This is a genomic window from Bacteroides helcogenes P 36-108 (assembly GCF_000186225.1).
GTDB classification, from domain to species: Bacteria; Bacteroidota; Bacteroidia; order Bacteroidales; family Bacteroidaceae; genus Bacteroides; species Bacteroides helcogenes.
On the sequence record NC_014933.1, the window covers coordinates 207,865 to 233,290 of the forward strand.

A 25,426-nucleotide genomic window follows, 5' to 3' on the forward strand; every position below is an offset into this window, starting at 1 on the left:
TTTATACCGTATTTCAACGTATATAAAAATCGAGTAACTTACTTTTCCCAAGATATCCCTGCAAATGCTGGCCTATACTGACGGGCCCCACGCCCATTGGAGTGCCTGTAAACAACAAATCCCCTATTTTCAACGTCATAAACCGACTGACATAAGCAATTATATCATCTACTCCAAACAGCATATCCGAAGTGCTACCACGTTGTACTTCTTTCTCATCAATCGTCAGATGAAAATTGAGATTTTGCACATCTCCTCCCGCTTGTTCCAAAGGGACAAACATTCCGATAGCAGCAGAATTGTCAAATCCTTTGCAAAGCTCCCACGGATTACCCATTTCACGGTATTTACGCTGAAGATCACGTGCCGTAAAATCGATCCCAACAGTCACCGCATCATAATAACGATGCGCAAACCGAGGTGCTATATTTTTTCCTAAACGGCAAATACGTATCACTACTTCCGTTTCATAATGAACTTCATTTGAGAAATCTGGAATAAAAAAAGGCTTTCCATCCTTTAATATGGCCGAATCAGGCTTCATGAAGATAACCGGCTCCTTGTTTACCTCCTTATGTCCAAGTTCCTCATTATGCCGGGCATAATTCATTCCTACAGCTATAATCTTCATTACTTGATTTCGTTAAAATTCAGACGATTAAACATTACTGCTAAATGGGCATACAGGGAAGTATTTTGAACAACAATATCTTCGGGAACACGGATGCGGAACGGAGTAAAGTTCCATACAGCTTTAATACCACCCACTATCATGGTATCTGTTATACGCTGTGCTATCTCAATAGGTACGGTCAACACACCGATATTGACATTATACTCTTTCATCTTCCGTTCGAATTCGTCCGAGTGGTAAATAGGAATTCCGTTCAGTGCTGTGCCCACCAGTTCCGGATTCACATCAAAAGCAGCCACAATCTCCAGTCCGAAATGACTCAATCCTGAATCTCGCAACAAAGCTCCTCCCAAACTGCCGACACCAAAAAGGAAAGCTTTATGTATATTAGTGAATCCCAAAAAGTCCTCCAACACCGCTATCAGCGTATCTACTTCGTAGCCCACACGCGTGCGTCCCGATATATTTACATACGACAGGTCTTTTGCTATTTGAGAAGCATCTATATTGATCTCTTTTGATATTTGAGTGGAGGAAACGAAACGTTCGCCCTTTTGCTTCAGCAACTTTACATTTGATAAGTACCACGGTAACCTGCGCAAAGTAGGCTCCGGCACTTTCATGCTATCCTTTTGTTGAATTGCTTGGTTCGCGGTCATTCTCTTCATTCTTTTAGGTTACGGATTGACAAAAATACATCTTTTTCTGCAAAACAATGTTCAGGCTGAAGAAAGTTAACATAATTTCCACAAAAGTGTTACACAAGAGCAGACACAAGCTATAGAGGATATTTTATTATTAAACTACAAAAGCAGCAAAAGTTTGCAGAGTTCCACACAAAATATTACTTTTGATTCAGCTAACATAGGATGAATATGAAAAATAAAGATTGGAAAGAAAGATTAAATGTGGTCTATTCCACAAACCCGGACTATAATTACGAAATGGAAGATGACGAAGAGCCAAATACCCTCCCACCTGCCCAACAACATCTGCGCGTGCAACTGGATCGGAAGAACCGGGGTGGCAAAGTGGTAACTTTAGTTACCGGTTTTGTTGGCACTGATAATGACATAAAAGAATTAGGGAAACTGTTGAAAAGCAAATGCGGTGTAGGAGGCAGTGCCAAAGATGGAGAAATCATAGTGCAAGGTGACTTCAAACAGAAAGTACTGGAACTATTGAAGAAAGAAGGCTACACACAGACTAAACCTGTGGGATAAAACTATCACCTCAAAACAGATAATGCATTTCGATATAATAAAACAGTATAAAAAACGGTCGCTACGGATATCCCGTGCGACCGTTTTCATATTATAATCGGAATAGAATTATTCAGCGCGCAAAGTGAAACGCTTGAAGTCAACAACCTTCAATTCAGGATCAGCTTCCTTCAATACTTCTCTTACTGTCTTCTTGGCATCCATGATGTCTTCCTGGTTCAGCAAGCAAACTTCCTTCAAGAACTTACCCAGACGACCTTTAGCAATGTTCTGAATCATTTGTTCGGGCAAATGAGCAGCCTTCTCAGCAGAAACAGTAGCAATGATTTCTTTTGCTTTAGCTACATCTTCAGCCGTGATCCAACCCTTAGCCATATTGCTTTCCATGTGGTCTTCGCTGTCCACGTGAGCCGGATTGATACCAGCTTTCTTCAGAGCAGCTTCTACAGCTTTCTGTACTTGTTCAGCTTTTGTCTTCTCAATAGCAACCTCGATTTCTTTCTGCTTGATTTCTTCAGAAACACCGTCTTCATCAACAGCAATAGGATTCATAGCAGCAATCTGCATAGCTACCTGCTTAGCCAATTGCTCGTCCACATTCTTGTTGAAGGCAACGATAGTACAAAGACCGTTTCTGTTCATGTGATTGTAAACAACGGTAGTTGCACCCTTTACAGTCATGTAGCCATCAAGTTCCATTTTTTCACCAGTGATACCACTACGATCAACCACTGCATCCTGTACAGTGCCATTACCCATCGGCAAAGCTTTCACTTCATCCAAAGTTTTGCACTTGTTAGCAACAGCAAGGTCAAGAATATCTTGAGCCAATTTTACAAAATCAGCATTCTGAGCCACAAAGTCTGTTTCACATTTCAAAGCAATAATAACGGCAAAATCACCGGTAGTCTTAGCCAAGACACAACCTTCAGAGGCTTCACGATCTGAACGTTTTGCAGCAACAGCCTGTCCCTTCTTACGGATGATCTCCATCGCCTTGTCAAAATCGCCTTCAGCTTCAGTCAAAGCATTTTTGCAATCCATCATACCAGCACCGGTCATTTTACGGAGCTTGGTTATATCAGCCATACTTACAGCCATAATATCTTTATATTTTAATTGTTAATAATATCTTTATAAAACAATTGAGAGTTGAGAATAGAGAATTGAGAATTGCCGTAAAGTAACTCTCAACTTTCAATTCTCAACTCTCAACTATATGATTAAGCCTCTTCGTCTTCCTTGATGAAAGCAGCAGCTTTAGCTGCATTAATTGCCTCTTCGTCAGACTTATCGAGTCTTGCTTTTGCAGTCTTCTTCTTGCCTTTATTAGCAGGAGCTTCACCGGCAGCTTCCATATCTACCTTTTCAGCTTTACGTTCTTCCAGACCTTCCTGCATAGCAGCGCAGCAAGCATCCAAAATTACTTCTACTGATTTGGTAGCGTCATCATTTGCCGGGATAACGAAGTCGATATTTGTAGGATCCGAATTAGTATCAACGATACCAAATACCGGAATACCCAAACGGTTGGCTTCGCGAACTGCAATATTCTCCTTCATTACGTCAATAATGAATAAAGCAGAAGGAAGACGAGTCAGGTCAGCGATAGAGCCCAAAGTCTTGTCCAACTTAGCACGTTGACGAGAGATTTGCAGAATTTCTCTCTTAGAGAGGTTAGAATAAGTACCATCATTAGTCAACTTATCGATAGTAGCCATCTTCTTTACAGCCTTACGGATTGTCGGGAAGTTAGTCAACATACCACCCGGCCAGCGCTCGATTACATAAGGCATATTTACAGATGCAGCCTTGTCGGCAACCACCTGCTTAGCTTGTTTTTTAGTAGCAACAAACAGGACTTTCTTTCCTGATTTAGCGATTTGCTTCAAAGCTTCAGCAGCTTCGTCAATTTTAGCAACCGTCTTATTGAGGTCAATGATATGAATACCATTACGCTCCATGAAGATATAAGGAGCCATTGCAGGGTTCCACTTTCTTTTCAAGTGACCGAAGTGGCAACCGGCTTCCAATAATGTATCAAAATTTGTTCTTGACATTTTGTTCTAATCTTTAAATCGTTTACTTTCTTTTTTGTTTTTCCTAAACCAACCGCCGAGTAGTCCATCTAAATAAAGAGTCCCGGTAGTTTAGATACTAAACGCTTTTTCAGTTGAGAGTTGAGAGGTGAAAGTCGAGAATTTAAGCAACTTGTCCGCCCCAACCGTTCTCCAACTCTTAACGTTTACTGAACTGGAATCTACGACGTGCTTTCGGTTGACCCGGCTTCTTACGTTCAACAGAACGAGGATCACGAGTCATAAAGCCTTCAGCGCGGAGAGCAGCCTTATCTTCTGCATTGATTTTCACCAGCGCACGAGCAATTGCCAAACGCAAAGCCTGAGACTGGCCGGTGAAACCACCACCGCAGAGGTTTACTTTGATATCGTACTTTTCAGCTACACCCAGTTTGCTCAACGGTTGTTTTACTACATACTGGAGAATGCTTGATGGAAAGTACTCTGCGAGGTCTCTCTTGTTAATAGTAATCTTCCCAGTACCTTCGCTTACGAAAATACGTGCAATTGCACTTTTACGTCTGCCTAATGCATTTACTACTTCCATTTATCTCTTATTTAAGTGCGTTAATATCAATCAATTTCGGGCTCTGAGCTTCATGTTTGTGCTCACCGCCGGCATATACATACATATTACCCAGCAATTTAGCGCCCAACTTGTTTTTAGGCAACATACCCTTTACTACTTTTCTCAGCAACTTGTCATCACCGTTCGGTTTTGCTTGCAAACGAGCAGGAGTAATTTCTCTCTGACCACCGGGATAGCCAGTATATGACAAATATACCTTGTCATTCCATTTGTTACCGGTTAATTTTACTTTGTCGGCATTGATAATAATTACATTATCGCCACAATCTACGTGAGGAGTAAAGTTAGGTTTATACTTTCCTCTCAACAGTTTCGCAACTTTTGCGCCCAGACGACCCAATACTTGGTCTGTAGCGTCAACAATGACCCATTCTTTAGTCACTGTAGCTTTGTTTGCAGAAATGGTCTTGTAACTTAAAGTATCCACTCTTAATTGTTTTTTAAATGTTACTACTAAATATTTTCTTCACCACGAGTTAATCCCCCCGGACAAAGGAAGATTAACTTGCTATGAATTAATTGCTTATCCTTATGAGATAATAATCGGCTTGCAAAGGTACGGTTTTTATTAGAACTGGCAAACGTTTTCTGTTTTTTTTTAGAAAGCCACTTGGCTGATATACAACTAAAAGAGGTTATTCTCCAGAGCAATGGGAACTCCCCGAAAAATAACCTCATAAAATCTTTCACAACTTATTTTTTTATAGATAAAGCTTTCCCAAAGCGTGGCAAAGACAAAATAAAGTTGATACCATGACACTATCTGACAATATCTTCAGGGAACTTAGCAGGCATATTAATTCTCTTCCAGGTTTCATAAAACCAAGAGTTCAGTTCATTCCCATTTAAATCTTTTTCTATAAAATACTTCAGATACATCACACCACCTTCACCCATCTCAAACTCCAACACATTATCTTTTTTATCAAGCATAGGCAAATGGATATTCTTTTCAATGCTTTCTTTATAAGCATAATCAGATATTTGCTGATAAGTTCCATAGCCGGTAATAATGGCATCCGAACCAGGCCGTATCGTAAAGTTGACGATTCGACCATCATCACTTAACACTTTAAAAGTATTACTCGGCTTCAACGTCCCGGGAACATCCGGGATTTCAGATACATAATGACATAACTGCCAGATTCCCGCCAGATTTGCAGGTTTAAACTCGGCTTTTTCCTGAGCCGCAGCTCCTGTTACCGCAAGCAGCATCACCGCCAGCATGGTAAAGAAATACTTCCTTTTCATATTCTTATGATATTGGTTAACGTTACGTCATTCCTGTTGACACAAATATAAAGATTTATTTTGGGAATATAACACTTTAAGGAATAAAAAAAGCCTGCACAACCCAAAGTTTGTGCAAGCTTTTTTATCTGATTAATATTCCGCCTCAGAATGATTAAAATTCCGCGTTACGCGGGGTACGCGGGAACGGTATCACATCACGAATATTCGTCATACCCGTAACGAACAGCAACAGACGTTCAAATCCCAATCCAAAACCTGAATGAGGACAAGTACCGAACTTACGTGTATCGAGATACCACCACATATCCTTCATTGGAATATGAAGTTCTTCAATACGTGTCACCAGCTTATCATAATCAGCTTCACGCTCTGAACCACCAATAATTTCACCAATCTTCGGGAACAATACATCCATAGCGCGTACTGTCTTTCCGTCTTCATTCTGCTTCATATAAAAAGCTTTGATTTCTTTGGGATAATCTGTCAATATAACCGGACGTTTAAAATGCTCTTCCACCAAATATCGCTCGTGCTCAGAAGCCAAATCAACACCCCAATATACCGGGAACTCAAATTTATGTCCCTTGGAAACGGCATCTTCCAGAATTCTGATACCTTCCGTATAAGGTAGACGGACAAACTTTTCCTTCAGCACCCCTTGCAGACGTTCAATCAAACCTTTATCAAACATATCATTAAGGAACTTCACGTCATCGGCACAATTGTCTAAAGCCCATTGCACACAATACTTAATGAATTCTTCCGCCAAATCCATATTATCCACAATATCATTAAAAGCCACTTCCGGCTCAATCATCCAGAATTCAGCCAAATGACGAGGAGTATTAGAATTTTCCGCACGGAAAGTAGGACCAAACGTATAGATTGCGCCCAATGCAGTAGCGGCAAGTTCGCCTTCCAGTTGACCGGAAACTGTCAAACTTGCCTGCTTCCCGAAAAAGTCATCATCATAAATGATAGAACCGTTCTCGTCTTTCTTCAAGTCATACAGATTCTTAGTAGTCACCTGAAACATTTGCCCAGCACCCTCACAGTCAGAGGCCGTAATAATAGGAGTGTGGAAATAAAAGAATCCTCTCTCATGGAAGAAATGATGAATGGCCATCGCCATATTGTGACGAATACGAAATACTGCGCCAAACGTATTCGTGCGGGGACGCAGATGAGCTATCTCACGCAGGAACTCCATGGAGTGCCCTTTCTTCTGCAATGGATATGCATTATCACAAGCGCCAAGCACCTCTATTGCACGAGCATGTACTTCAGCCTTCTGACCGGAACCGACGGATTCTGTCAATACACCGTTTACGCTTAGGCAAGCACCGGTAGTGATATCCTTCAGCATATTTTCTTCAAAGCTATCCAGATCCACTACAATCTGCACATTATTTATTGTAGAACCATCATTCAGCGCGATAAAATTTACTTGCTTACTACCTCTGCGGGTACGAACCCAACCTTTCACATTGACCATAGCGCCAAAATCCTCACGCTTCAACAAGTCAATAATCTTTGTTCTACTAATCTTTTCCATAAAACAGTTTTTATACCTTTATTATATATTACTCAAAAGATCCCATGCGCAGGAAGTTCACCTCTGCTTCCGAGAGGTAGCGCCATTCACCACGACGTAAGCCTTTCTTAGTTAAACCGGCAAAATAAACACGATCCAGTTTTACGACCTTATATCCCAATGACTCGAAAATACGGCGTACAATACGGTTCTTACCAGAATGAATCTCAATGCCAACATCATCTTTCTTGAAGTCGTCCGTATAACTGATAGCATCTGCATGAATTTCGCCATCATCCAACTGAATACCGGCCGCTATCTGCTCCATATCAGATTTTGTCAGATTCTTATCCAAGTGCACATGATATATTTTCTTCTTTAGGAACTTGGGGTGCGTTAATTTAGAAGCCAGATCGCCATCATTTGTCAGCAACAATACGCCAGTGGTATTGCGATCCAAGCGACCGACGGGATAAATACGTTCTTCACAAGCTCCTTTCACAAGATCCATCACGGTACGACGAGCCTGCGGGTCATCAGAAGTAGTAACCGTGTCCTTCGGTTTATTCAATAGGACATAAATCTTACGTTCGATACTGACCGCCTGATCATGGAATTTCACTTCATCACCACGCTTAATTTTTGTACCCAATTCCGTAACCACTTCTCCATTTACGGAAACTACTCCGGCTGTAATGAACTCATCAGCTTCACGACGAGAGCAAACGCCTGCATTGGCCAGGAACTTATTCAAACGAATCGGTTCATTAGGATCAACAAATTGCTCTTTATATTCAATTTGCTTCTTCTTGCTATACTTTGCATTAGGATCATAATCGGCAGAACGACGAATCGGACGGCTATAACTGTCTCTGTTACCATACCCGCCGGACCTTCCACCACCATTCGAATTGTAATGCGGACGATAAGGACGATCACCACCTGCATTGTTTCCATAAGGACGTTGCGGACGGTCACTGTTTTCACCGTTATAACGAGGACGGTAAGGACGGTCACTATTACCATACGAACGGTCGCCACCATAGGGGCGATCATTATTATAAGGACGCTGCGGACGATCTTCGCCCTCACTATTAAAACGCGGACGTTGCGGACGATCAGCGCTGTACGGACGTTGCGGACGATCGCTATTGTCATCATTGTAGCGCGGACGATAAGGGCGATCACCTCCCATATTACTTCCATAAGAAGGACGTTGCGGACGATCACCATTGTCACTGTTGTAGCGCGGACGATAAGGACGGTCACTGTTGCCATACGAACGATCACTATTATAGGAACGTTGTGGACGGTCACCATTTTCCGCATTAGGATTAAATCGCGGACGATAAGGGCGGTCGCTGTTGTAAGGACGCTGCGGACGATCACCGCCTTCACTGCTGTAACGCGGACGATAAGGACGTTCGCCGCTTTCACGGTTGTAGGACGGACGGCTATATCCACCTTCTCTGTCAAACTGGTTACCATCACGGCCGGCTCCTGAGTTCTCCTCTGAGGAAGAAGCTTCACGCCAAGTTTCGTTTTCTGTACTCATTGTTTTATTCGAATAAAATTAAACCTACTGGCCTCACGGCCATTCATTTTGTCTCACTTATAGCATTATTAGTATATAGTCTATAACAAATTACGGGATAGAAAGTTGCCCTCCCGGTCTTCTTATGCCATTTATACTCCTGTATATGTATGGGGAGTAATCGCACGCAATTCTTTCTTTATATCTTCGCTGACATTCAATTCTTCAATAAACTCCTTAATGGAAGTATCAGTAATAGCCTGATTAGTACGGGTCAATGCTTTCAGTGCTTCATAAGGGTGCGGATATGCCTCACGACGCAGAATAGTCTGGATCGCTTCAGCCACTACACTCCAGCAGTTATCCAAATCACGATAAATGGCAGGCTCGTTCAGCAACAATTTGCGCAAACCTTTTAATGAGCTTTGGACAGCAATTATGATGTGTCCGAACGGCATACCGACATTGCGCAAGACAGTAGAATCCGTCAAATCACGCTGCAAGCGGGATACGGGAAGCTTCACCGCCAAATGCTCAAGAATAGCGTTCGCCATGCCCAGATTACCTTCGGCATTTTCAAAGTCTATCGGATTGACCTTATGCGGCATTGCGCTGGAACCGACTTCACCCGCTTTAATCTTCTGTTTGAAGTATTCCATAGAGATATACTGCCAGAAGTCACGGTTCATATCGATCATGATTGTATTAATACGTTTCATCGCATCGAAGATAGCAGACAGATTATCGTAGTTGGAAATCTGAGTTGTATATTCCTCACGCTCCAAGCCCAGCTTCTCCGCAACAAATTTATTACCGAATGCTTTCCAGTCATATTCCGGATAAGCCACATGATGCGCATTATAATTACCTGTAGCACCGCCAAACTTAGCAGTCAACGGACTTGTCTTCAATACTGCCAACTGACGTTCTAAACGATAGACAAATACCATTATCTCCTTTCCCAAACGAGTAGGGGAAGCCGGCTGCCCATGTGTCTTGGCAAGCATCGGAATACCGGCCCATTCCTCCGCATACATGCGTAGTTGAGCAATCAATTCCTCTATCTGAGGATAATACACCTTTTCCAAAGCCTCCTTTATGGACAAAGGAATAGAAGTATTATTGATATCTTGCGAAGTCAGCCCGAAGTGGATAAACTCCTTGTAATCATCCATTCCGCCCAACTTGTCAAATTCTTCTTTCAGAAAATACTCCACAGCTTTTACATCGTGATTGGTCACACCCTCAATATCCTTGATACGACCGGCATCAGCTTCGGAGAAGTTTCGATAAATGTTTCTCAAAGTCTCGAACATCCCTTTGTCCACTCCTTTCAATTGGGGTAACGGCAGCTCGCACAAGGTTATAAAATATTCCACTTCAACCTGCACACGATATTTTATCAGTGCGAATTCAGAAAAATAGGCAGCCAGAGCATCCGTCTTACCCCTATAACGACCGTCAATCGGAGAGATTGCAGTAAGTAAATCAAGTTTCATACGTCGTATTTATGATGATAATTATCAGACTGCAAAATTACTGCTTTTTTCTGAGTTATAAGATAGAAAGAGAAAAGAAATTAAGAAAAGGAAGTTAACAGATAAAAAAAATAGCCCTACGATCACTCGCAAGACTATGATTTTTAATTATCAATCCTCATTAAAATGAAGTGGGCGTTGACGGATTCGAACCGCCGACCCTCTGCTTGTAAGGCAGATGCTCTGAACCAGCTGAGCTAAACGCCCTTTGATGAACGAAAGTGCTTATTTTTTTTTGTGTGGGCGTTGACGGATTCGAACCGCCGACCCTCTGCTTGTAAGGCAGATGCTCTGAACCAGCTGAGCTAAACGCCCCTACACTTCCGTTTCAAAAGCGATGCAAAGGTACAGCTTATTTTGAGACTACCAAAACTTTCGTGTACTATTTTCTAATCTTTTTTTTATTAAATGCACCCATATATTGTATTTCAAGCAATTAGCTTATTATTTTTTTACTTCGTTTTGACGGATCACTTTCGCAGGATTGCCAACCGCTACACAATCGGACGGGATGTCTTTCGTAACGACACTCCCCGCACCTACGATGCAACGGTCACCAATAGTTACTCCGGGACAAATAACAGCTCCACCACCAATCCAGCAGTCTTTTCCTACTTTCACCGGATAGGCATATTCTTTCGGAGTGCGGCGCTCTACATAATCTATCGGATGATGCGGAGTATATATCTGTACGCAGGGCCCCACCAAAGTATAGTCACCAATCGTGATATAGCCACCGTCAAGAAACGTACAGTTGGCGTTTATAAACACGTGTTCACCCAAGCGGATGCCATCACCGTGGTCACAATGAAACGGCGGACACACAACGGACGTTGCGGGAATATTTGGTATCAAATCTTCCAACAATCCACGGTAAGCCTCATCATAGATAGTCATGGTGCACATCTTTGCCAGCAAGCGCTTGGCATGTTCAAACTTCATTTGTATCTCCGGCACGGACATGTCGGCCAATTGCAAACTCCTCATCTTTTCTGTTTCAGTCATAGTTCCTTGTCTCCTTTATATTAAGCATGGGTTCCGGCACTGAATGATGCCGTGAACCGGCATTTTGCACGGAGAGCAAAAGTAAGAAAAATTCCATTCACACCCAATTTCCAACGCACATTGTTTCTGCCTGTTGCTTCCGTTGCATCTGTCACATGCAGAAAGAGGATGGTTCCCAATACAAATGAAGACAGTCCTATATACAGCGCTTCATCCGTATCGAGAATCAAGTCCCCCCATAAGGAAAATGGTTATACAGATATTCCTTCAACTTCCTGATAATTCTCTGAATGTCTGCCTATGTTAATAAAGGCCAATCGGCAAGGGGAATCAGGCACTTTAACTGTCCGTATTCCTTTTTCATTCCTAAAAACACCTATATTTGTACCCCAAAAGGAGAATAAATCAAGATGAACAACAATTGGCATCCTATTGACCCGAAAGCTGCCTGCGGATAGGCCGAACAATGGAAGCCCGAATAAATAAAAAGAATAATGGAAATAACAATTGAAGATTTCGACAGAATCGAAATGCGTGCAGGAACTGTCGTTCATGTAGAGATTAACAAACGCGCACGAAAACCGGCATATAAGGTTGATATTGATTTTGGTGGCGAAATCGGGATTAAATCAACGTCAGCACAAATTACGGACTTATACAATGAGGAAAACCTTGTAGGGAAACAAGTCATTTGCTGTGTCAACCTCCCGGCCATCCATATTGGTTCAGTAAAAAGTGAAGTCCGAATTCTTGGTACTAATTCGGCACAAGGATGTGTTTTGCTGGAACCCTCTCTAAAAGTAGAAAATGGAGATGTGGTCTTTTGATAAAAAAAAGGATGCCGGTTGATTTCGGCATCCTTCTAATTTCCATGTTCCGTTCAGGCAGAGCACTATTTGTATTCCTGCCAACTCTTTATCTGAATATCCTCCATCTTCATCTCGCAGAATGCTTCGATGAACGCGCTTGCCAGACGGGCATTCGTAATCAACGGAATATTATGATCGATAGCGCCACGGCGAATTTTGTAACCATTGGTCAGCTCACGCTTCGAGTGATTCTTCGGAATATTGACAATCAGGTCAAACTTATGCCCTGCAATCATCTTCATCACATTGTTTGCCGCATCCGGACGTTCATCGGGCCAAAATACCGGTTCGGTAGTCACTCCATGCGCATTGAGGAACGCGGCTGTACCTGCCGTAGCGTAAATCTTATATCCTTTGGCAAAGAGCATACGGCTTGCGTCCAGCAAATCCACTTTTGACTTCATTGCACCGGAAGAGAACATCACACCCTTCTCCGGACGCGGAATCTTGAAGCCGGTAGCAATCATGGAGTTCAGCAACGCTTCGGAGAAGTCGTCACCGATACAGCCCACTTCACCGGTAGATGACATATCCACACCCAATACCGGGTCTGCCTTGTGCAAGCGGGAGAAAGAGAACTGACTGGCCTTTACGCCAATCCAGTCGATGTCGAACGCCGATTTATCCGGACGGCTATAAGGAGCATCCAGCATAATCCGCGTAGCCGTCTCGATGAAGTTGCGCTTCAGCACCTTAGACACAAACGGGAAGCTGCGTGAAGCACGCAGGTTACATTCGATAACCTTCACTTCGTTGTTGCGAGCCAAGAACTGGATGTTGAAAGGACCGGAGATATTGAGTTCCTTCGCAATCTGACGGCTGATTTTCTTGATACGGCGTGCCGTAGCGAAGTAAATCTTCTGTGCCGGGAACACCAGCGTAGCGTCACCGGAGTGTACACCGGCAAACTCAACGTGCTCGGAGATGGCATATTCCACTACCTCACCGTTCTGAGCCACAGCGTCAAACTCTATTTCCTTCGTATTCTGCAGGAACTGAGAAACCACTACCGGATATTCTTTGGAAACCTCGGCAGCCATTTTCAGGAAGTTCTCCAATTCCTCTTCATCGTAGCATACGTTCATCGCAGCACCGGAGAGCACATACGACGGACGAACCAATACAGGATAACCCACTTTCTCAACAAAGCCCTTCACGTCTTCCAGGCTGGTAAGTTCCTGCCAAGCCGGCTGGTCGATGCCAAGCTGGTCGAGCATGGCCGAGAACTTGTTACGGTTCTCTGCACGGTCGATGGAGATAGGAGAAGTACCCAACACGGGAACGGACTGGCGATGGAGCTTCATAGCCAGATTGTTGGGGATCTGCCCGCCTACCGATACGATAACACCACGAGGTTGTTCCAAGTCGATAACATCGAGCACACGTTCAAAAGAAAGTTCGTCGAAGTACAGACGGTCGCACATATCGTAGTCGGTAGAAACGGTTTCCGGGTTGTAATTGATCATGATAGACTTATAGCCCAGCTTGCGTGCAGTCTGGATGGCGTTCACCGAACACCAGTCAAACTCTACGGAAGAGCCGATGCGGTAAGCACCCGAACCCAACACAACCACCGATTTCTCATTCTTATAATAGTTCACATCATAGCCCTGTACGGCATACGTCATATAGAGGTAGTTCGTCAGTTCCGGATGTTCGGAAGCGATGGTATTGATGCGTTTCACGGCCGGCAGAATACCCAGTTCCTTACGACGGGCGCGTACCATAAGGTTTTCCTTCTCCATATTGCCTTCCGGGCTCAGCACGAAACGTGCAATCTGGAAGTCGGAGAAACCGAGCACTTTCGCTTCGCGCAGCACGTCGGCCGGAATATCTTCCACCTTATTATATTGTGAGAGTTTATTCTTATAGTCCACGATGTTCTTCAGTTTGCCGAGGAACCAGGGGTCAATCTTCGTCAGTTCAAAGATACGGTCGATTGTATAGCCTTTCTCCAAAGCCTGGGCAATGGCGAACACACGCAGGTCGGTGGGATGAGAAAGTTCGTAATCCAAGTCTCCGAACTCTACATCGTCATTGCCTACGAAGCCGTGCATACCCTGCCCTATCATGCGCAAGCCCTTCTGAATAATCTCCTCAAATGTGCGGCCGATGGACATAATCTCACCCACCGACTTCATGCTCGACCCGATTTCGCGGCTCACACCGGCAAACTTGGTCAAGTCCCAACGGGGAATCTTGCAGATGAGGTAATCCAGTTGGGGAGCTTCATAGGCAGAATTGGGAGTACCCATTTCGCCAATCTGGTCGAGCGTATAGCCCAATGCAATCTTGGCTGCCACAAACGCCAACGGATAACCGGTGGCTTTGGAGGCTAATGCAGAAGAACGGGACAGGCGGGCGTTCACCTCGATTACGCGGTAGTCGTTGGTCTCGGCATTGAACGCATACTGAATGTTACATTCGCCCACGATGCCGAGGTGACGGATGCATTTGGTAGAAAGTTCCTGCAACATCTTCACCTGTTCGTCGGTAAGCGAGCAAGTGGGAGCAACCACGATAGACTCACCGGTATGGATGCCCAGCGGGTCGAAGTTTTCCATGCTTGCCACAGTGAAACAGTGGTCGTTGGCATCGCGGATTACCTCGAACTCTATTTCCTTCCAGCCTTTCAGGGATTCTTCCACCAATATCTGTTTGGAGAAAGTAAAAGAACTTTCGGCCAGCTTAATAAAGCTTTCTTCGTCCGGACAGATTCCACTGCCCAATCCGCCGAGAGCATAAGCCGAACGCACCATCACCGGATAGCCTATTTCACGTGCTGCCTCCAACGCATCTTCCATGCTCTCCACGGCATGACTTTTCGGGGTCTTCATCGGAATTTCATCCAGCTTCTTCACAAAGAGGTCACGGTCTTCGGTGTACATGATAGCTTCTACTGAAGTACCCAATACACGCACGCCGTATTTCCGGAGTACGCCATTCCGATAAAGCTCAGTACCACAGTTCAAAGCCGTCTGTCCGCCAAATGCCAACAGGATGCCGTCCGGTTGTTCTTTCTTGATAATCTCTTCTACAAAGTAGGGAGTCACCGGCAAGAAATAGACTTTATCGGCAATACCTTCCGAGGTTTGAATAGTAGCAATGTTCGGATTTACCAAAACGGAACCGATTCCTTCTTCGCGCAAAGCTTTCAACGCTTGCGAACCGGAGTAATCAAACTCTCCGGCCTGGCCGATCTTAAGTGCACCTGAGCCCAAGACCAGCACCTTCTTTAAATTCTTTTCCATATTCTCTTGTTGTTGTCCATTAAGTTTCTTCCTTACGTTCCGGCATAAAAAAAATGCGTTACCCCAATAAAGGATTAACGCATTACCAAAGAACTAAAATATCGTTTGAGGAAATGGAGAGCCCAACAGCTTCCGAATGGAACTCATTCGAACGAAGATTGTATTTACTTCTCATTTCCTGCGGTTGCATTGCTGTTTTTTAATTTATGCAAAGTAACGACTTATTTACGAGAAGAACAAACTAATCAGAATAATATTTTTGCATTTGCAAGAAAACCATACTTCTTTACAAATACAAAAATATCATTCTGAATCACAGTGCAAAATCAGAGTTCCGCAACCACCATGACAGGAAAGTGGTCGGACGGAAACTTTCCATTGGGCACTTCATTGAGTGTGCCATACTTCAAGATACGCACTTCCTTGGTTACAAACACATAGTCGATGCGCGACTGCGAGTTTGCCAGTCTCTTGAAGCCCTGATAAGTACCGACCGTTCCGTATGGAGCCTGCTCGCTGAGGGTATATGAATCTTTAAGCAATCCATCCGATACTATAATCCGTATGGGCTCGGAATCGGGAGTCGCATTATAATCACCGGTAGAGAATGCAGGAGTATTTCCTGCAATTTCCCTGATTTTCTTCAGCAGCAACTTGGAAGATTCCCTGCGGGCAACCACTCCCTGATGGTCAAAATGGGAATTGAAGAAATAAAATTCCTTTCCAGTCTTGTTCTCCTTGAACTTTCCCCAAGAGCAAATGCGATTGCAGCAGGTAGCATCCCAACCAAGCCCTATCCGGTCCGGTGTTTCGGAATACCAGAAATCGCCCTTATCCAACAAAGTGAAACGGCTCTTCTTGTAGATGATAGCGGAATGCTCACCTTCATCATTTCCGTCACGTCCTTCACCGATACCGGCATATTCGTTCAACTCCAGAATGCCGTCTAACTGGTGGCGGAAAGCTTCCTGCACACCGAAGATGTCGAAATCATGGAAACGGACAAGAGCCTTCACCAACTCTTTACGGTTGGGCCAGGCGTTGACGCTATCTTTCGGAGTATCCATGCGGATATTGAAAGAAGCTGCCACAAAGGTTGTTTTACCATCTCCCTTGGCGGGAGACATTGCAAAGCCTTCACCACCACAAGAAAGCAGTACAAAAAAGAACAAAAGAGAGTATAACTGTTTTTTCATATCATTCATAATGCACAATGCCAATATAGTTTATAATTTGATAATCCATAAATCTCATTTACCAACCCGGATTCTGCGTGATACTTCCGTTAATGTTGCGCACTTCCTGCGGAATGGGATACAGATACATGTTATCGTTCCAGACGCGCGAAGTGATGTGATACCAATAGATATATCCATGGTTTGGGTCATCGGCCAATTCCTGAACAGTCTGCGTAGAGCCCAGTTTCACGAGGATAGAGTTGTATTCACCAGAATACTTGGTGTCTTTGGTGATATAGACATCGTTCACTCCATCACCGTTCATGTCGAGAGGCGTGTCGAGAGCCGGGATATAGACACCGGTCCATTCGTTCGTTTCCCACAGTTTGCCACAAGCCCAGCGCTTCAGATCGTTCAAGCGAGTGCCTTCCAAGCAAAGCTCGATGGCACGCTCGCGGCGTATCTCCAGAATCACGGGATTGGAAATGGAAGGGTAATAGTTTTTTTGCAGATAAGCATCCGTAACTGTCGGCAGTTTGTCAAGGTCTCCCCCGGTGATGCCGGCACGACGGCGCAGAACTCCGATAGTGTTTTTCCATTCCGCATCAGTCAGAATGCCCAGTTCTGCCTTGGCCTCGGCATAGTTCAGCAGCACCTCGGCATAACGGAAGATAGGAATATCATTGTCATTGTTGCGACCGTCGTCATAGGATACATCATCCATCACATACTTGGTGAACTGATAGCCGGTGAGCGTATGTCCGGTATAGTTGGCGGCTGTCGCCACATAATTTCCACTCGCATCCTTGCGGGTGTAATCATAACCGCGGATAGTCTGGTTCAGACGGGTGTCACGCCCGGCGGTTTCTTCCACAAAAGTTTTGTAGGAGCCGTCGGAATTCTTCTCGTCATAGAAGCTGCCGTCCCGATTCAAATAAGTCTTGGCAAACACACGGGTCATGCACAAGTGAGGACCATAAGTAGATGAATTGTACCACCAGTTCTGCTCGCCCATCTGCAAGGTCTTGTCTGTGGAGCAGGCCAGTATCACCTCTTGAACCACCGTGTTGTCACTGATGAAGAGCTCGCGATAGGAACCGCGTCCATTGGCGTAGGCCGTGCCGGTATAGATGCTGTACACACCACTGTCCATTACCAATCTGGCCGCATCGGCAGCTTCGGTAAAAAGCGCATCGGCCGTGATGGTGCAATTCTTCACATAGTCTGTTCCGGCATGATACTTGCGCCAGGAGGCTTCGAAAAGGCATACACGAGACTTCAAAAAGGCTGCCGTCCACTTGTTCACCGTATTTGAGTTGCCTGTAACTCCGCTTGCCGTAATGTTGGCAAAGGCATAGTCCAGGTCTTCTATCATTTTGGTGATAATGACATCGCGTGTGTCGCGCGGAGCATAAAGTTTCTCACTGTCATCGCTGGCAATGGGCTCATCTATCCAAGGCACTTCACCGTAAGTCACTAATTTGTCGAAGTAGAAGTAGGCGCGAAAAAGGCGGGCAATGCCCGTATAGTTGTTGCGCACTACCTCGCTGACTGCCTCATTGGTGTTATACTTGATGAAATAGTTGATGTTTCGCAGAGCCGACCAACTCCAACCGGTAGAGGTATTGGTGGTATAAGCACCGCTTTCGTAGGTTCCCGTAGAGTTCTTGGCAGCAAAGTCGGCAGCCGTAGCATCTTGCTTGAAGGCATTGCCATAGTCCGGCAACTGGTCATAAAAAGAATAGGTATAAGCCGCAAGTCCCGATTCGGAGCCGAAGACCATGGAGCGCCCGGCCGTGGATTGCTGTTCTTCGGTAAGGTCACAACTGCTGATGGCAACTGCCGAGAGAGCAATCAGCGCATATTTATAGATTATATTCTTCATTCTGATAGTCTGTTTAGAAAGTTAAATTAACACCGATACTGAAACTCTTCATGGTGGGATAGTTGTTTCCGTCTCCTACATTGGAGCTGGAGAGATCTGCGTCCGAACCGTAGATATTGGTGACATCAAGATCCCGGCTATGCTTGTAGAGTGGTGACCACGTGAAAAGGTTCTCACCGGAGAAGTAAATGCTGGCTGCCGTGAGTTTCAGGGGTTTAATCCATTCTTCCGGCAGATTGTAACCTATCTGGATATTCTTCAGACGGAGATATGCCACATTCTGCAAGTAGCGGGTGTTGGCATTGCTTCCCCCCGAATATGCCGGACGGTAATATCCGGCGTAGCGCGGCAGATAGGCATCGGTGTTGTCCTCTGTCCAATAGTTGCCAAGATGCCATTTGGGCATTTGGTTGTAAGGGCGGTTGTATTGTCCCCAAAAGGCCGAAGTCTCACCGTTGGGATACCAGTCTTGCTTACCCACCCCCTGGAAGAAGGCGCTGAAGAAGATGCGGTTCCAATCTCCACCCAAAGTGAAGCTATAGATGTAACGCGGTTCGGAGTTACCGATAATTTTACGGTCGCCCGGATCATCGGCCGTACCAGAACCGCGGTCAATATATCCGTTGCCGTTCAGGTCTTCAATCTTGATGTCTCCGGGATAGAGTTTGTAGTTCTTCTCGGTCTGTATGCCCGGCATGTAGTATTTTTGTCCGGCGGCCTTGGCTGCGGCTTCGGCTGCATCAATGTCCGCCTGTGACTGCCACAAGCCATTGGACACATATCCCCAGATCTCACCTATCTTCATACCTTCATAATAGTTGGGGCTGTTGCTGCTGCCTATCGCCTTGGTACTGTTGTTGTACTTATCTATCGTGGACCGGTAGTCGGCCAATGTGGCCTTGACGTAGTAATGTAACGATTTGCCCGCCAGCTCCACGGCATCGTTCCATGCCACGGAGACTTCATATCCGCGTGTGCTCATGTCGGCATAGTTTCCTTTCGGGGAAGTGGCTCCGAATACATCGGGCAACGTGGGGCCTTGTGTGTACATATCTTTGGTCTTGCGCACATAGTAGTCTCCACTCATCGTCAGACGGCTGTTGAAGAAGCCCAGGTCAACGCCCACATCAAACGTCTGCGAGGTTTCCCAAGTCAGCGATTCGGGTATTTCGCTCGGGATGGATGTATAGCGGGGTTTCACGCCATTGAAGATGCGTCCGCTGGTGGAGAAAGCGAAAGACTCGTCATAAGAATAGGCCGACACATTGCCATTGCCCAGCGAACCGTATGAGGCACGGAGTTTCAAGTTCGACACCAAAGAGGGGGCCACCTTGAACCAATGTTCCTCGTTGACACGCCATCCGGCAGACACCGAGGGGAAGAATGCCCAACGCTGATTGGCGGGGAACTTGGAAGAACCGTCATAGCGGCCGTTCACTTCCAGCAGATAGCGGTTGTCATAGCCATAGTTCAAGCGGAAGAAAGAACCTACCGTGCGCCATTTGCTCCAAGAAGAAGTGATGCTTCTGCTGTCCGTACCCATCGCCATATTGATGTTCTCCACATTTTCCGTCAGCAGGTCGTCGTTGTAGGCATAAAGCTGCTTGGTTTGAGACTGCTCGTAATTGTAGCCTAACATGGCCTTGAAGTAATGTTTTCCGGCAAAGGTATCTTCATACTCGCCATAGGCATTTGTGCCAAGATAATTGACGTTGCGTTGCGTCTCGCTGATGTAGGATTGGGTTCCGGAGATGGTTTCCTCCACCCCTGCCGTACGAGAGTATTTGCTCTTCACACGCTTGATGGTCTGGTAGTAATTGCGGTCACTGTAAGTGAAGTCGGCATTGAAACGCAATTTGTTGTCCAGAAAAGTGGCGGCAAGACTGGTGGTGCTGCGGGTCAGGTTGTTCTTCGTCTTGCGTCCGCTGTTGCCGTAAAGGAAGTCGCCGAACGAATAGACCGCGCTGTAGCTCATGGTTCCATCCGGATTGAAGACCGGAGAAGAGGGGTGGCCTTCGTCGGCGATGTTACGCCATACGTTGCCGGTTCCTTCCGAGTAAGTCACCGGATTGTAGTAGTTGTCGTGGGCAATCTCCATATTATTGCCGATCTTCAGCCAATCATAGAGTTGGTAGCCCACCTTGGCACGCATGTTCAGCTTCTTGTACCTGTCGGTCTGCGTATCGCTGTCAAACAAGCCATCATAAGCGTAATATCGGCCGGAGAGGAAGTAGTCGAACTTGCCTTCGGAACCGGACACGGAAAGGTTGTGCGTCTGCGAAAACACATTGTCCTTATAGAGTGTGCCATAGATGTCGGTCTGGTCGTTGAAATAGACATAGCGTCCCTTAGTTGTTCCCCAAGAGCCGTCGCTGACCACCGTGCCAAGGTTTCCTTCTTCCTTGCGCTTCTTGTACTCCTCAAGCCATGCGGTGGAAAATTGCTGTGACTTGTTGATGCCCGACGGGGTGGAACGCTGGAATCCATAATAGGCTTCGTAGAAATGCTCGGCCCAAGTGTAACCATCGGTCACGATATCCGGCACGGAAGTGGGTCGTTGCAGCGTCAGGTTGGCCGAGTAGCTCACCTTGGTTTTGTTCTTCACCGGATGTTTGGTGGTTACCAGCACCACGCCATAAGGGGCGCGTGCGCCGTAGATGGAAGAAGCTGCCGCATCCTTCAGCACAGAGATGCTCTCGATGTCGTTCGGGTTCAGCATGTCGATGGAACCTTCCACGCCGTCTATCAAGACAAGCGCGCTGCCGCCCTGCCCGATGGATGTCGTGCCGCGCACGTTCAGAGAGGCAGAACGGTTGGGCTTTCCGTCCGACAAGGATATATTAAGGTTAGGCACGGCTCCCATCAGCATTTGTGCCACATTGGCTGTGGGACGGCCTTCAAACACGTCACCGGTCACTTGCTCCACGGCGCCGGTCAGGTTGACCTTTTTCTGCGTACCGTAGCCCACTACCACCACCTCGTCCAGTGCCCGGGCATCTTCGGCCAGCACGACGGTGAAGCTGCTCCGGCCCTGCACCCTCACCTCCTGCGAAACGTAGCCTATATAGGAGATGACCAATGTGGCGTCCGGCGTCACATTCTGCAGCACAGCCTTGCCGTTGACATCGGTAATCACGCCGTTGGCGGTTCCCTTTATCAGCACGTTGGCGCCTATCACCGCGTCATGAGCGTCCTTCACATAGCAAGTGACGGTACGTCCATTCTGCTGCCATACGCTGTCGGCCACCGGCACTGCATAGGCCGGAAGCGGCGGCACAATGCCAACCAACAGCGCGCAGCCGGCACTTAAAACAAATAATTTTACCTTCTTCATAAATCTTTTACCTTTTTATGTAAAAAACAATCGTTTTTTTGTAATCGGTTGGTAGATAAGACTTAAAGAGTAGAAAGTTCGGTAGCCGGTAGCGATTTGGTAGCTGTGCGGGTTTCGCTGCATTGCTTCGCTCTGCTCTTGGAACTGATGCAAATATAGGGATTTTGACCGAAAAAGGGAAATGTTTCGGGGATTTTTTATTTTTCGGGATTACCGGATTACAGGAAAAGCATAAAATCAGGAGGTGGTGCAAAAAACGAGGTTGCACCCGTGGTTTTACCAAAAGTGTAAGGTGTTGATTTTCAGTGTGTATTTCTGTGGTGCAAGGTGCAGCTATATTTATATATATAGCTGCACCTTGCACCAGCCACACAGGGCTGTTTTGCGGCTTGCACCGACATTCTTTTAAGTTGCTGTAAATGAGTTGGTTTTGAGTTTTGGTGTTTGTTTCGGGGGAAAGGTGGGATGAACGGGATGTTCCGATAGGGCTTGGCGGCTTCGTGTTTGCCCTGCAAGGGCTTGGCAGGTGGGGTGGCTGGAATGTCGGGCTTAGGGCAGTCTTGGGGCTTTTATTCAATCCTTTGCCCTTTGCGGTTGATGTAATACCAATCATCGCTTTCCCAATAGTGGTATTCCCCATCCGAACTGGGAACTTCTTTCTGTTCTCCCGTGTCGGTTACTTTCGCCTTCCCGTTCTCGAAAGGAAAGCCAAAAGCGAAGCGTGGCTCTATGAGGGTATTGCCATGCTCGTCCGCATATCCGATACGCCCTTTTTCATCGACGATGCGGTAAACGCCTTCCTGCACGGGGTCGTTGCCGTTGTCATACCGGTATGGGACATAGAGGCTTGCGGGATGGCTGTTGCCGGAGGATATGGCCGTGCAGCGGTCATGATAAAGGGTGAACAGCCGTATTTCAAGCAGGATGGCAAGGACTGCAAGCACCGTGCAGACAAGGAAACGGAGGCGATAGCGTTGCCGCACCGATACATGGAACGCCCCGTAATAGTCGTGCATCATGCGGTAACGCTCCTCGGTATAGATGCGCATATTCCTCCAGAGCAATACGGGGAACGGCAGTATCAGCGGGAAAAGCGTAAGGCGGTCGTCTGTTTCGTAAAGGAAGCGGACAGCCGGAGTGCCCAAGAACTGTAAAGCGATGGCGACAGGAAACAGGAGGCAGGCAAACTGGACCACACTGATGACCGCAAAACTACGATCCGGGAAGCCGTGCCGACAACTGCGCCACGTCCAATAAAAGAGGTGGTCGAAGAATCCGGGGAGCTTCGGCCGACTGGTTCTTTTATGTGGGGAGGCTTTCTTCATACGTTGCGGCTATATAGGTGCAAATAAAACGTATTTCTTCCAAACGGAAAAGATTTTTGCGGTGAAACTTTTTGAGTGATTGGACTTTTCACTATTTTTGCTTTGATGTATAACGGTTCGTCCGTAAGGTATGAATTAGGCTTTTTCTGTTATTGCTATGGAATGGTTCGATAAGATAAGCGAGTTTATGGAGGGTCTGCCGGAGTGGTTGCAGGCGCATCCGAGGTACGGCTACCTGATCGTGGCGGGAATCCTGCTGCTGTGGCTTGTGGGGATTGTCTGCGGATGGCGGTGGACGTACTCCCGTCCGGGAAGTTGGGAAGGGAATTTCTGGCTGGGTACGCTGGGTGAAAGGAGTTACCGTTTCTGGCTGGGGCTGATCGTTGCCGCCGCAACGGGATGCGCCCTGTTGCTGTTCTCCGTAACGGGATAAGCAAGCGGAAAACAAGGAAAGGAGGAAGCTATGTTCAAGGAACCGGCATACTGGATGTATTACTTCTGGAGCAAGAACAAACGTGCAAGGAAAGACAAGGCGGTTATCTCCAATGCCACGTGGACGATGGCAATCCTGTGGTTTCTTAACCTGATGGCTCTCCATCTTTTGTTCGAGGCATGGGGATGGGATATGCTGACGGGCTGGTTCTCTTCCCTGACGGACAAGGTGGAATGGAGCAGGTTCAACCCGGTTGCCTACCTGTTCGCCGCAGCGACGCTCGCCCCTTTTATCTGGATTGCCGGAAAGCTGTATTACCGTCCTGCGAAGCTGAAAGCGATGCAGGCGAAGTACGAGACAATGGGCGAATACCGGAAATTGCTCGGTCAATGCCTGTTCTGGCTGTATGTTATCGGCAGTTTTGCATCGTTCTTCATTATAGCCGAACAAAAGAACCATTCCAAGGAGCAACCGCTGATCGAAAGGTTGCAGGAGATACGGGACGGTAAATATCCCGTGGAAAAGACGCACTCACCAACCGGCGAATGACTTTCTTCCGGCTCCCCCTGCTTACTGTCATGCCGTTCTGCGGGTGGAACCGGCACAGCCTTTCTGTTTTTCACGACTGAATATCCGAACCTATGGAGCAAAATCCGAATCTGTAATTCAAGGAAATATCGTGACCGATACGGGGTGTCGGCAGGACATCTATTGCAAACAATTTGTAATTTCGTGTAAGATTTGTATTATTTAATATCGTGTTGAAACAAAATGAAACAGAATCTTACACTAATTCTAATGAATGAAGCCGTCCGGGAGGGATGGCGGGAATGGATGGAAAAGGTACGCAAGGTATTGCCGCAAACGGATGCGGAGCGTCCGGTGACATGGATTGCGGCGGAACGGCTCGCACAGGAGAATGGACGGATGGTGCGGCTGGTGGAGCTGCTGCGGGAACACCGCCCCGTACTTTCGTACCGGGTGAAGGAGGAAGCCGGGCTGCTGATACTGGTCGCCTATCACCGCCACGGAAGCTCGTCAGACTTCCTGCTGGAAACGGCGGAGGCGTATTTCCGGGAAAGGGACTGCGGAGGATTCCTGTTCCTCTGCCGGATGCAGGCAAGCATCAACGCCTACGACGAATACCCGCACCTGAACGTGCTCTGCAACCGTCTGGCGGGACTGCTGTTCCGCTTCCGCCGTGAACGGGCGTCCGAGTACCGCAAGGGCATACCGCCGATGTTCAGCGGGGCGGACTTGCAGGAGGTGGAAAAGTACCTGCCGCACCTGCGGGGCTGCTCGTTCCGGGAAGAAATCGCACTGGCTCTGCCCAAGGTGAAGAACGTGGAGGAACTGGCACGGGAATGCGCCATGTCGGTCAATACGCTGGGACGGCGTTTCAAGGAGGAGCTGAACACCACTCCGCACCGCTGGCTGACGGAACAGCGGAAAGCGCACGTGACCTCCCTGCTGGCGGACACGGACATGCCCCTTCAAGAGATCGCCGACGTGTGCGGCTTCGCCACTCCGAGCTACCTGTGGGACTTCTGCAAGAAGCACCTGAAGGCTACTCCTGCCGAAATCCGTGAAATCGCCCGGTGCGCCCGTACCGTTTAGCCTCCCTTTTCCAGCCCTGCCGTGAAAAACCGACCGTCCGGAGCCGATTGGCGGACAATCCGAATCCGGCGGTGAGGATTCAGAACGTCCGTTTCCCTGCCGTCCGCTAACTTTGCGCCCTTATAAACAACATGAAACAAGATTT

General features: G+C 46.6%; 23 protein-coding genes and 2 tRNA genes. 5 read left to right on the plus strand and 20 right to left on the minus strand.

Annotation, left to right across the window (positions count from 1 at the left end; translation table 11 throughout):
* Nucleotides 1-13: 13 nt before the first annotated feature.
* Both BACHE_RS00735 and BACHE_RS00740 read right to left on the minus strand, forming a co-directional pair.
* The gene (locus BACHE_RS00735) at nt 14-631 is read right to left on the minus strand and encodes a fumarylacetoacetate hydrolase family protein (RefSeq protein WP_013545809.1); all 618 of its coding nucleotides are present in this window, start codon (nt 629-631) and stop codon (nt 14-16) included.
* Nucleotides 631-1,293, minus strand: coding sequence for a redox-sensing transcriptional repressor Rex (locus BACHE_RS00740; protein ID WP_013545810.1), 663 nt, complete (start codon nt 1,291-1,293; stop codon nt 631-633). The genes BACHE_RS00735 and BACHE_RS00740 overlap by 1 nt, the downstream gene beginning before the upstream one ends.
* A 216-nt stretch (nt 1,294-1,509) precedes the next feature.
* Between BACHE_RS00740 and BACHE_RS00745 the strand changes: the two genes are divergently transcribed.
* Nucleotides 1,510-1,857 (plus strand): translation initiation factor, encoded by a 348-nt coding sequence (locus tag BACHE_RS00745; RefSeq protein ID WP_013545811.1) that lies wholly within the window; start codon nt 1,510-1,512, stop codon nt 1,855-1,857.
* Nucleotides 1,858-1,965: 108 nt separating this feature from the next.
* On the opposite strand, the gene tsf is transcribed toward BACHE_RS00745, so the two are convergent.
* The 13 genes from tsf to BACHE_RS00805 all read right to left on the minus strand — a co-directional run bounded on the left by tsf (nt 1,966) and on the right by BACHE_RS00805 (nt 11,619).
* The gene (tsf, locus tag BACHE_RS00750; protein WP_013545812.1) at nt 1,966-2,958 is read right to left on the minus strand and encodes a translation elongation factor Ts; all 993 of its coding nucleotides are present in this window, start codon (nt 2,956-2,958) and stop codon (nt 1,966-1,968) included.
* Between the two features lie 122 nt (nt 2,959-3,080).
* Nucleotides 3,081-3,917 (minus strand): 30S ribosomal protein S2, encoded by an 837-nt coding sequence (gene rpsB / locus BACHE_RS00755; RefSeq protein ID WP_013545813.1) that lies wholly within the window; start codon nt 3,915-3,917, stop codon nt 3,081-3,083.
* 178 nt (nt 3,918-4,095) lie between these two features.
* Nucleotides 4,096-4,482, minus strand: coding sequence for a 30S ribosomal protein S9 (gene rpsI, locus BACHE_RS00760; protein ID WP_013545814.1), 387 nt, complete (start codon nt 4,480-4,482; stop codon nt 4,096-4,098).
* Between the two features lie 7 nt (nt 4,483-4,489).
* Entirely contained in the window at nt 4,490-4,951 is a 462-nt protein-coding gene (rplM, locus tag BACHE_RS00765; protein WP_013545815.1) for a 50S ribosomal protein L13, read from the minus strand.
* A 26-nt stretch (nt 4,952-4,977) separates the two neighbouring features.
* The gene (locus tag BACHE_RS17660) at nt 4,978-5,214 is read right to left on the minus strand and encodes a hypothetical protein (RefSeq protein WP_222836626.1); all 237 of its coding nucleotides are present in this window, start codon (nt 5,212-5,214) and stop codon (nt 4,978-4,980) included.
* 69 nt (nt 5,215-5,283) lie between these two features.
* Nucleotides 5,284-5,775, minus strand: a complete 492-nt coding sequence (locus BACHE_RS00770) for a DUF4488 domain-containing protein (protein WP_013545817.1) — start codon at nt 5,773-5,775, stop codon at nt 5,284-5,286.
* Between the two features lie 154 nt (nt 5,776-5,929).
* A complete protein-coding gene (gene asnS, locus BACHE_RS00775) occupies nt 5,930-7,333 on the minus strand; it encodes an asparagine--tRNA ligase (protein WP_013545818.1) in 1,404 nt (467 codons plus the stop codon).
* 28 nt (nt 7,334-7,361) lie between these two features.
* Nucleotides 7,362-8,867: a pseudouridine synthase gene (locus BACHE_RS00780; protein WP_013545819.1), complete on the minus strand. Its 1,506-nt coding sequence runs from the start codon at nt 8,865-8,867 to the stop codon at nt 7,362-7,364.
* Between the two features lie 131 nt (nt 8,868-8,998).
* The gene (gene purB / locus BACHE_RS00785; RefSeq protein ID WP_013545820.1) at nt 8,999-10,345 is read right to left on the minus strand and encodes an adenylosuccinate lyase; all 1,347 of its coding nucleotides are present in this window, start codon (nt 10,343-10,345) and stop codon (nt 8,999-9,001) included.
* 171 nt (nt 10,346-10,516) lie between these two features.
* A tRNA-Val gene (locus tag BACHE_RS00790) sits at nt 10,517-10,591 on the minus strand.
* Nucleotides 10,592-10,624: 33 nt separating this feature from the next.
* Nucleotides 10,625-10,699 (minus strand) — tRNA-Val (locus tag BACHE_RS00795).
* Nucleotides 10,700-10,828: 129 nt separating this feature from the next.
* Nucleotides 10,829-11,389 carry a sugar O-acetyltransferase gene (locus BACHE_RS00800; protein WP_013545821.1) on the minus strand — a complete coding sequence of 187 codons (561 nt, stop codon included), beginning with the start codon at nt 11,387-11,389 and terminating at the stop codon, nt 10,829-10,831.
* A gap of 20 nt (nt 11,390-11,409) precedes the next feature.
* Nucleotides 11,410-11,619: a hypothetical protein gene (locus BACHE_RS00805; RefSeq protein ID WP_041579083.1), complete on the minus strand. Its 210-nt coding sequence runs from the start codon at nt 11,617-11,619 to the stop codon at nt 11,410-11,412.
* A 264-nt stretch (nt 11,620-11,883) separates the two neighbouring features.
* On the opposite strand from BACHE_RS00805, the gene BACHE_RS00810 reads away from it, so the two are divergent.
* On the plus strand, nt 11,884-12,216 hold the full coding sequence (locus BACHE_RS00810; protein ID WP_013545822.1) for a tRNA-binding protein: 333 nt from the start codon (nt 11,884-11,886) through the stop codon (nt 12,214-12,216).
* A 65-nt stretch (nt 12,217-12,281) separates the two neighbouring features.
* Here the strand turns inward: BACHE_RS00810 and carB are convergent, their stop codons facing one another.
* From carB to BACHE_RS00835, 5 genes are all read right to left on the minus strand, one after another.
* Nucleotides 12,282-15,509, minus strand: a complete 3,228-nt coding sequence (gene carB / locus BACHE_RS00815) for a carbamoyl-phosphate synthase (glutamine-hydrolyzing) large subunit (protein WP_013545823.1) — start codon at nt 15,507-15,509, stop codon at nt 12,282-12,284.
* Nucleotides 15,510-15,835: 326 nt separating this feature from the next.
* Nucleotides 15,836-16,705: an endonuclease/exonuclease/phosphatase family protein gene (locus BACHE_RS00820; RefSeq protein WP_041579534.1), complete on the minus strand. Its 870-nt coding sequence runs from the start codon at nt 16,703-16,705 to the stop codon at nt 15,836-15,838.
* Nucleotides 16,706-16,763: 58 nt separating this feature from the next.
* Nucleotides 16,764-18,572, minus strand: a complete 1,809-nt coding sequence (locus BACHE_RS00825; protein WP_013545826.1) for a RagB/SusD family nutrient uptake outer membrane protein — start codon at nt 18,570-18,572, stop codon at nt 16,764-16,766.
* A 13-nt stretch (nt 18,573-18,585) separates the two neighbouring features.
* Nucleotides 18,586-21,906: a SusC/RagA family TonB-linked outer membrane protein gene (locus BACHE_RS00830; RefSeq protein WP_013545827.1), complete on the minus strand. Its 3,321-nt coding sequence runs from the start codon at nt 21,904-21,906 to the stop codon at nt 18,586-18,588.
* A gap of 569 nt (nt 21,907-22,475) precedes the next feature.
* Nucleotides 22,476-23,231 (minus strand): WG repeat-containing protein, encoded by a 756-nt coding sequence (locus BACHE_RS00835; protein WP_004327321.1) that lies wholly within the window; start codon nt 23,229-23,231, stop codon nt 22,476-22,478.
* A 157-nt stretch (nt 23,232-23,388) separates the two neighbouring features.
* Between BACHE_RS00835 and BACHE_RS00840 the strand changes: the two genes are divergently transcribed.
* The 3 genes from BACHE_RS00840 (at nt 23,389) to BACHE_RS00850 (ending at nt 25,281) form a co-directional block, all read left to right on the plus strand.
* Nucleotides 23,389-23,664, plus strand: coding sequence for an immunity 17 family protein (locus BACHE_RS00840; protein WP_010992638.1), 276 nt, complete (start codon nt 23,389-23,391; stop codon nt 23,662-23,664).
* 30 nt (nt 23,665-23,694) lie between these two features.
* On the plus strand, nt 23,695-24,213 hold the full coding sequence (locus BACHE_RS00845) for a hypothetical protein (protein WP_004327323.1): 519 nt from the start codon (nt 23,695-23,697) through the stop codon (nt 24,211-24,213).
* Between the two features lie 222 nt (nt 24,214-24,435).
* A complete protein-coding gene (locus BACHE_RS00850) occupies nt 24,436-25,281 on the plus strand; it encodes a helix-turn-helix domain-containing protein (RefSeq protein WP_010992639.1) in 846 nt (281 codons plus the stop codon).
* The last annotated feature ends 145 nt before the right edge of the window (nt 25,282-25,426 follow it).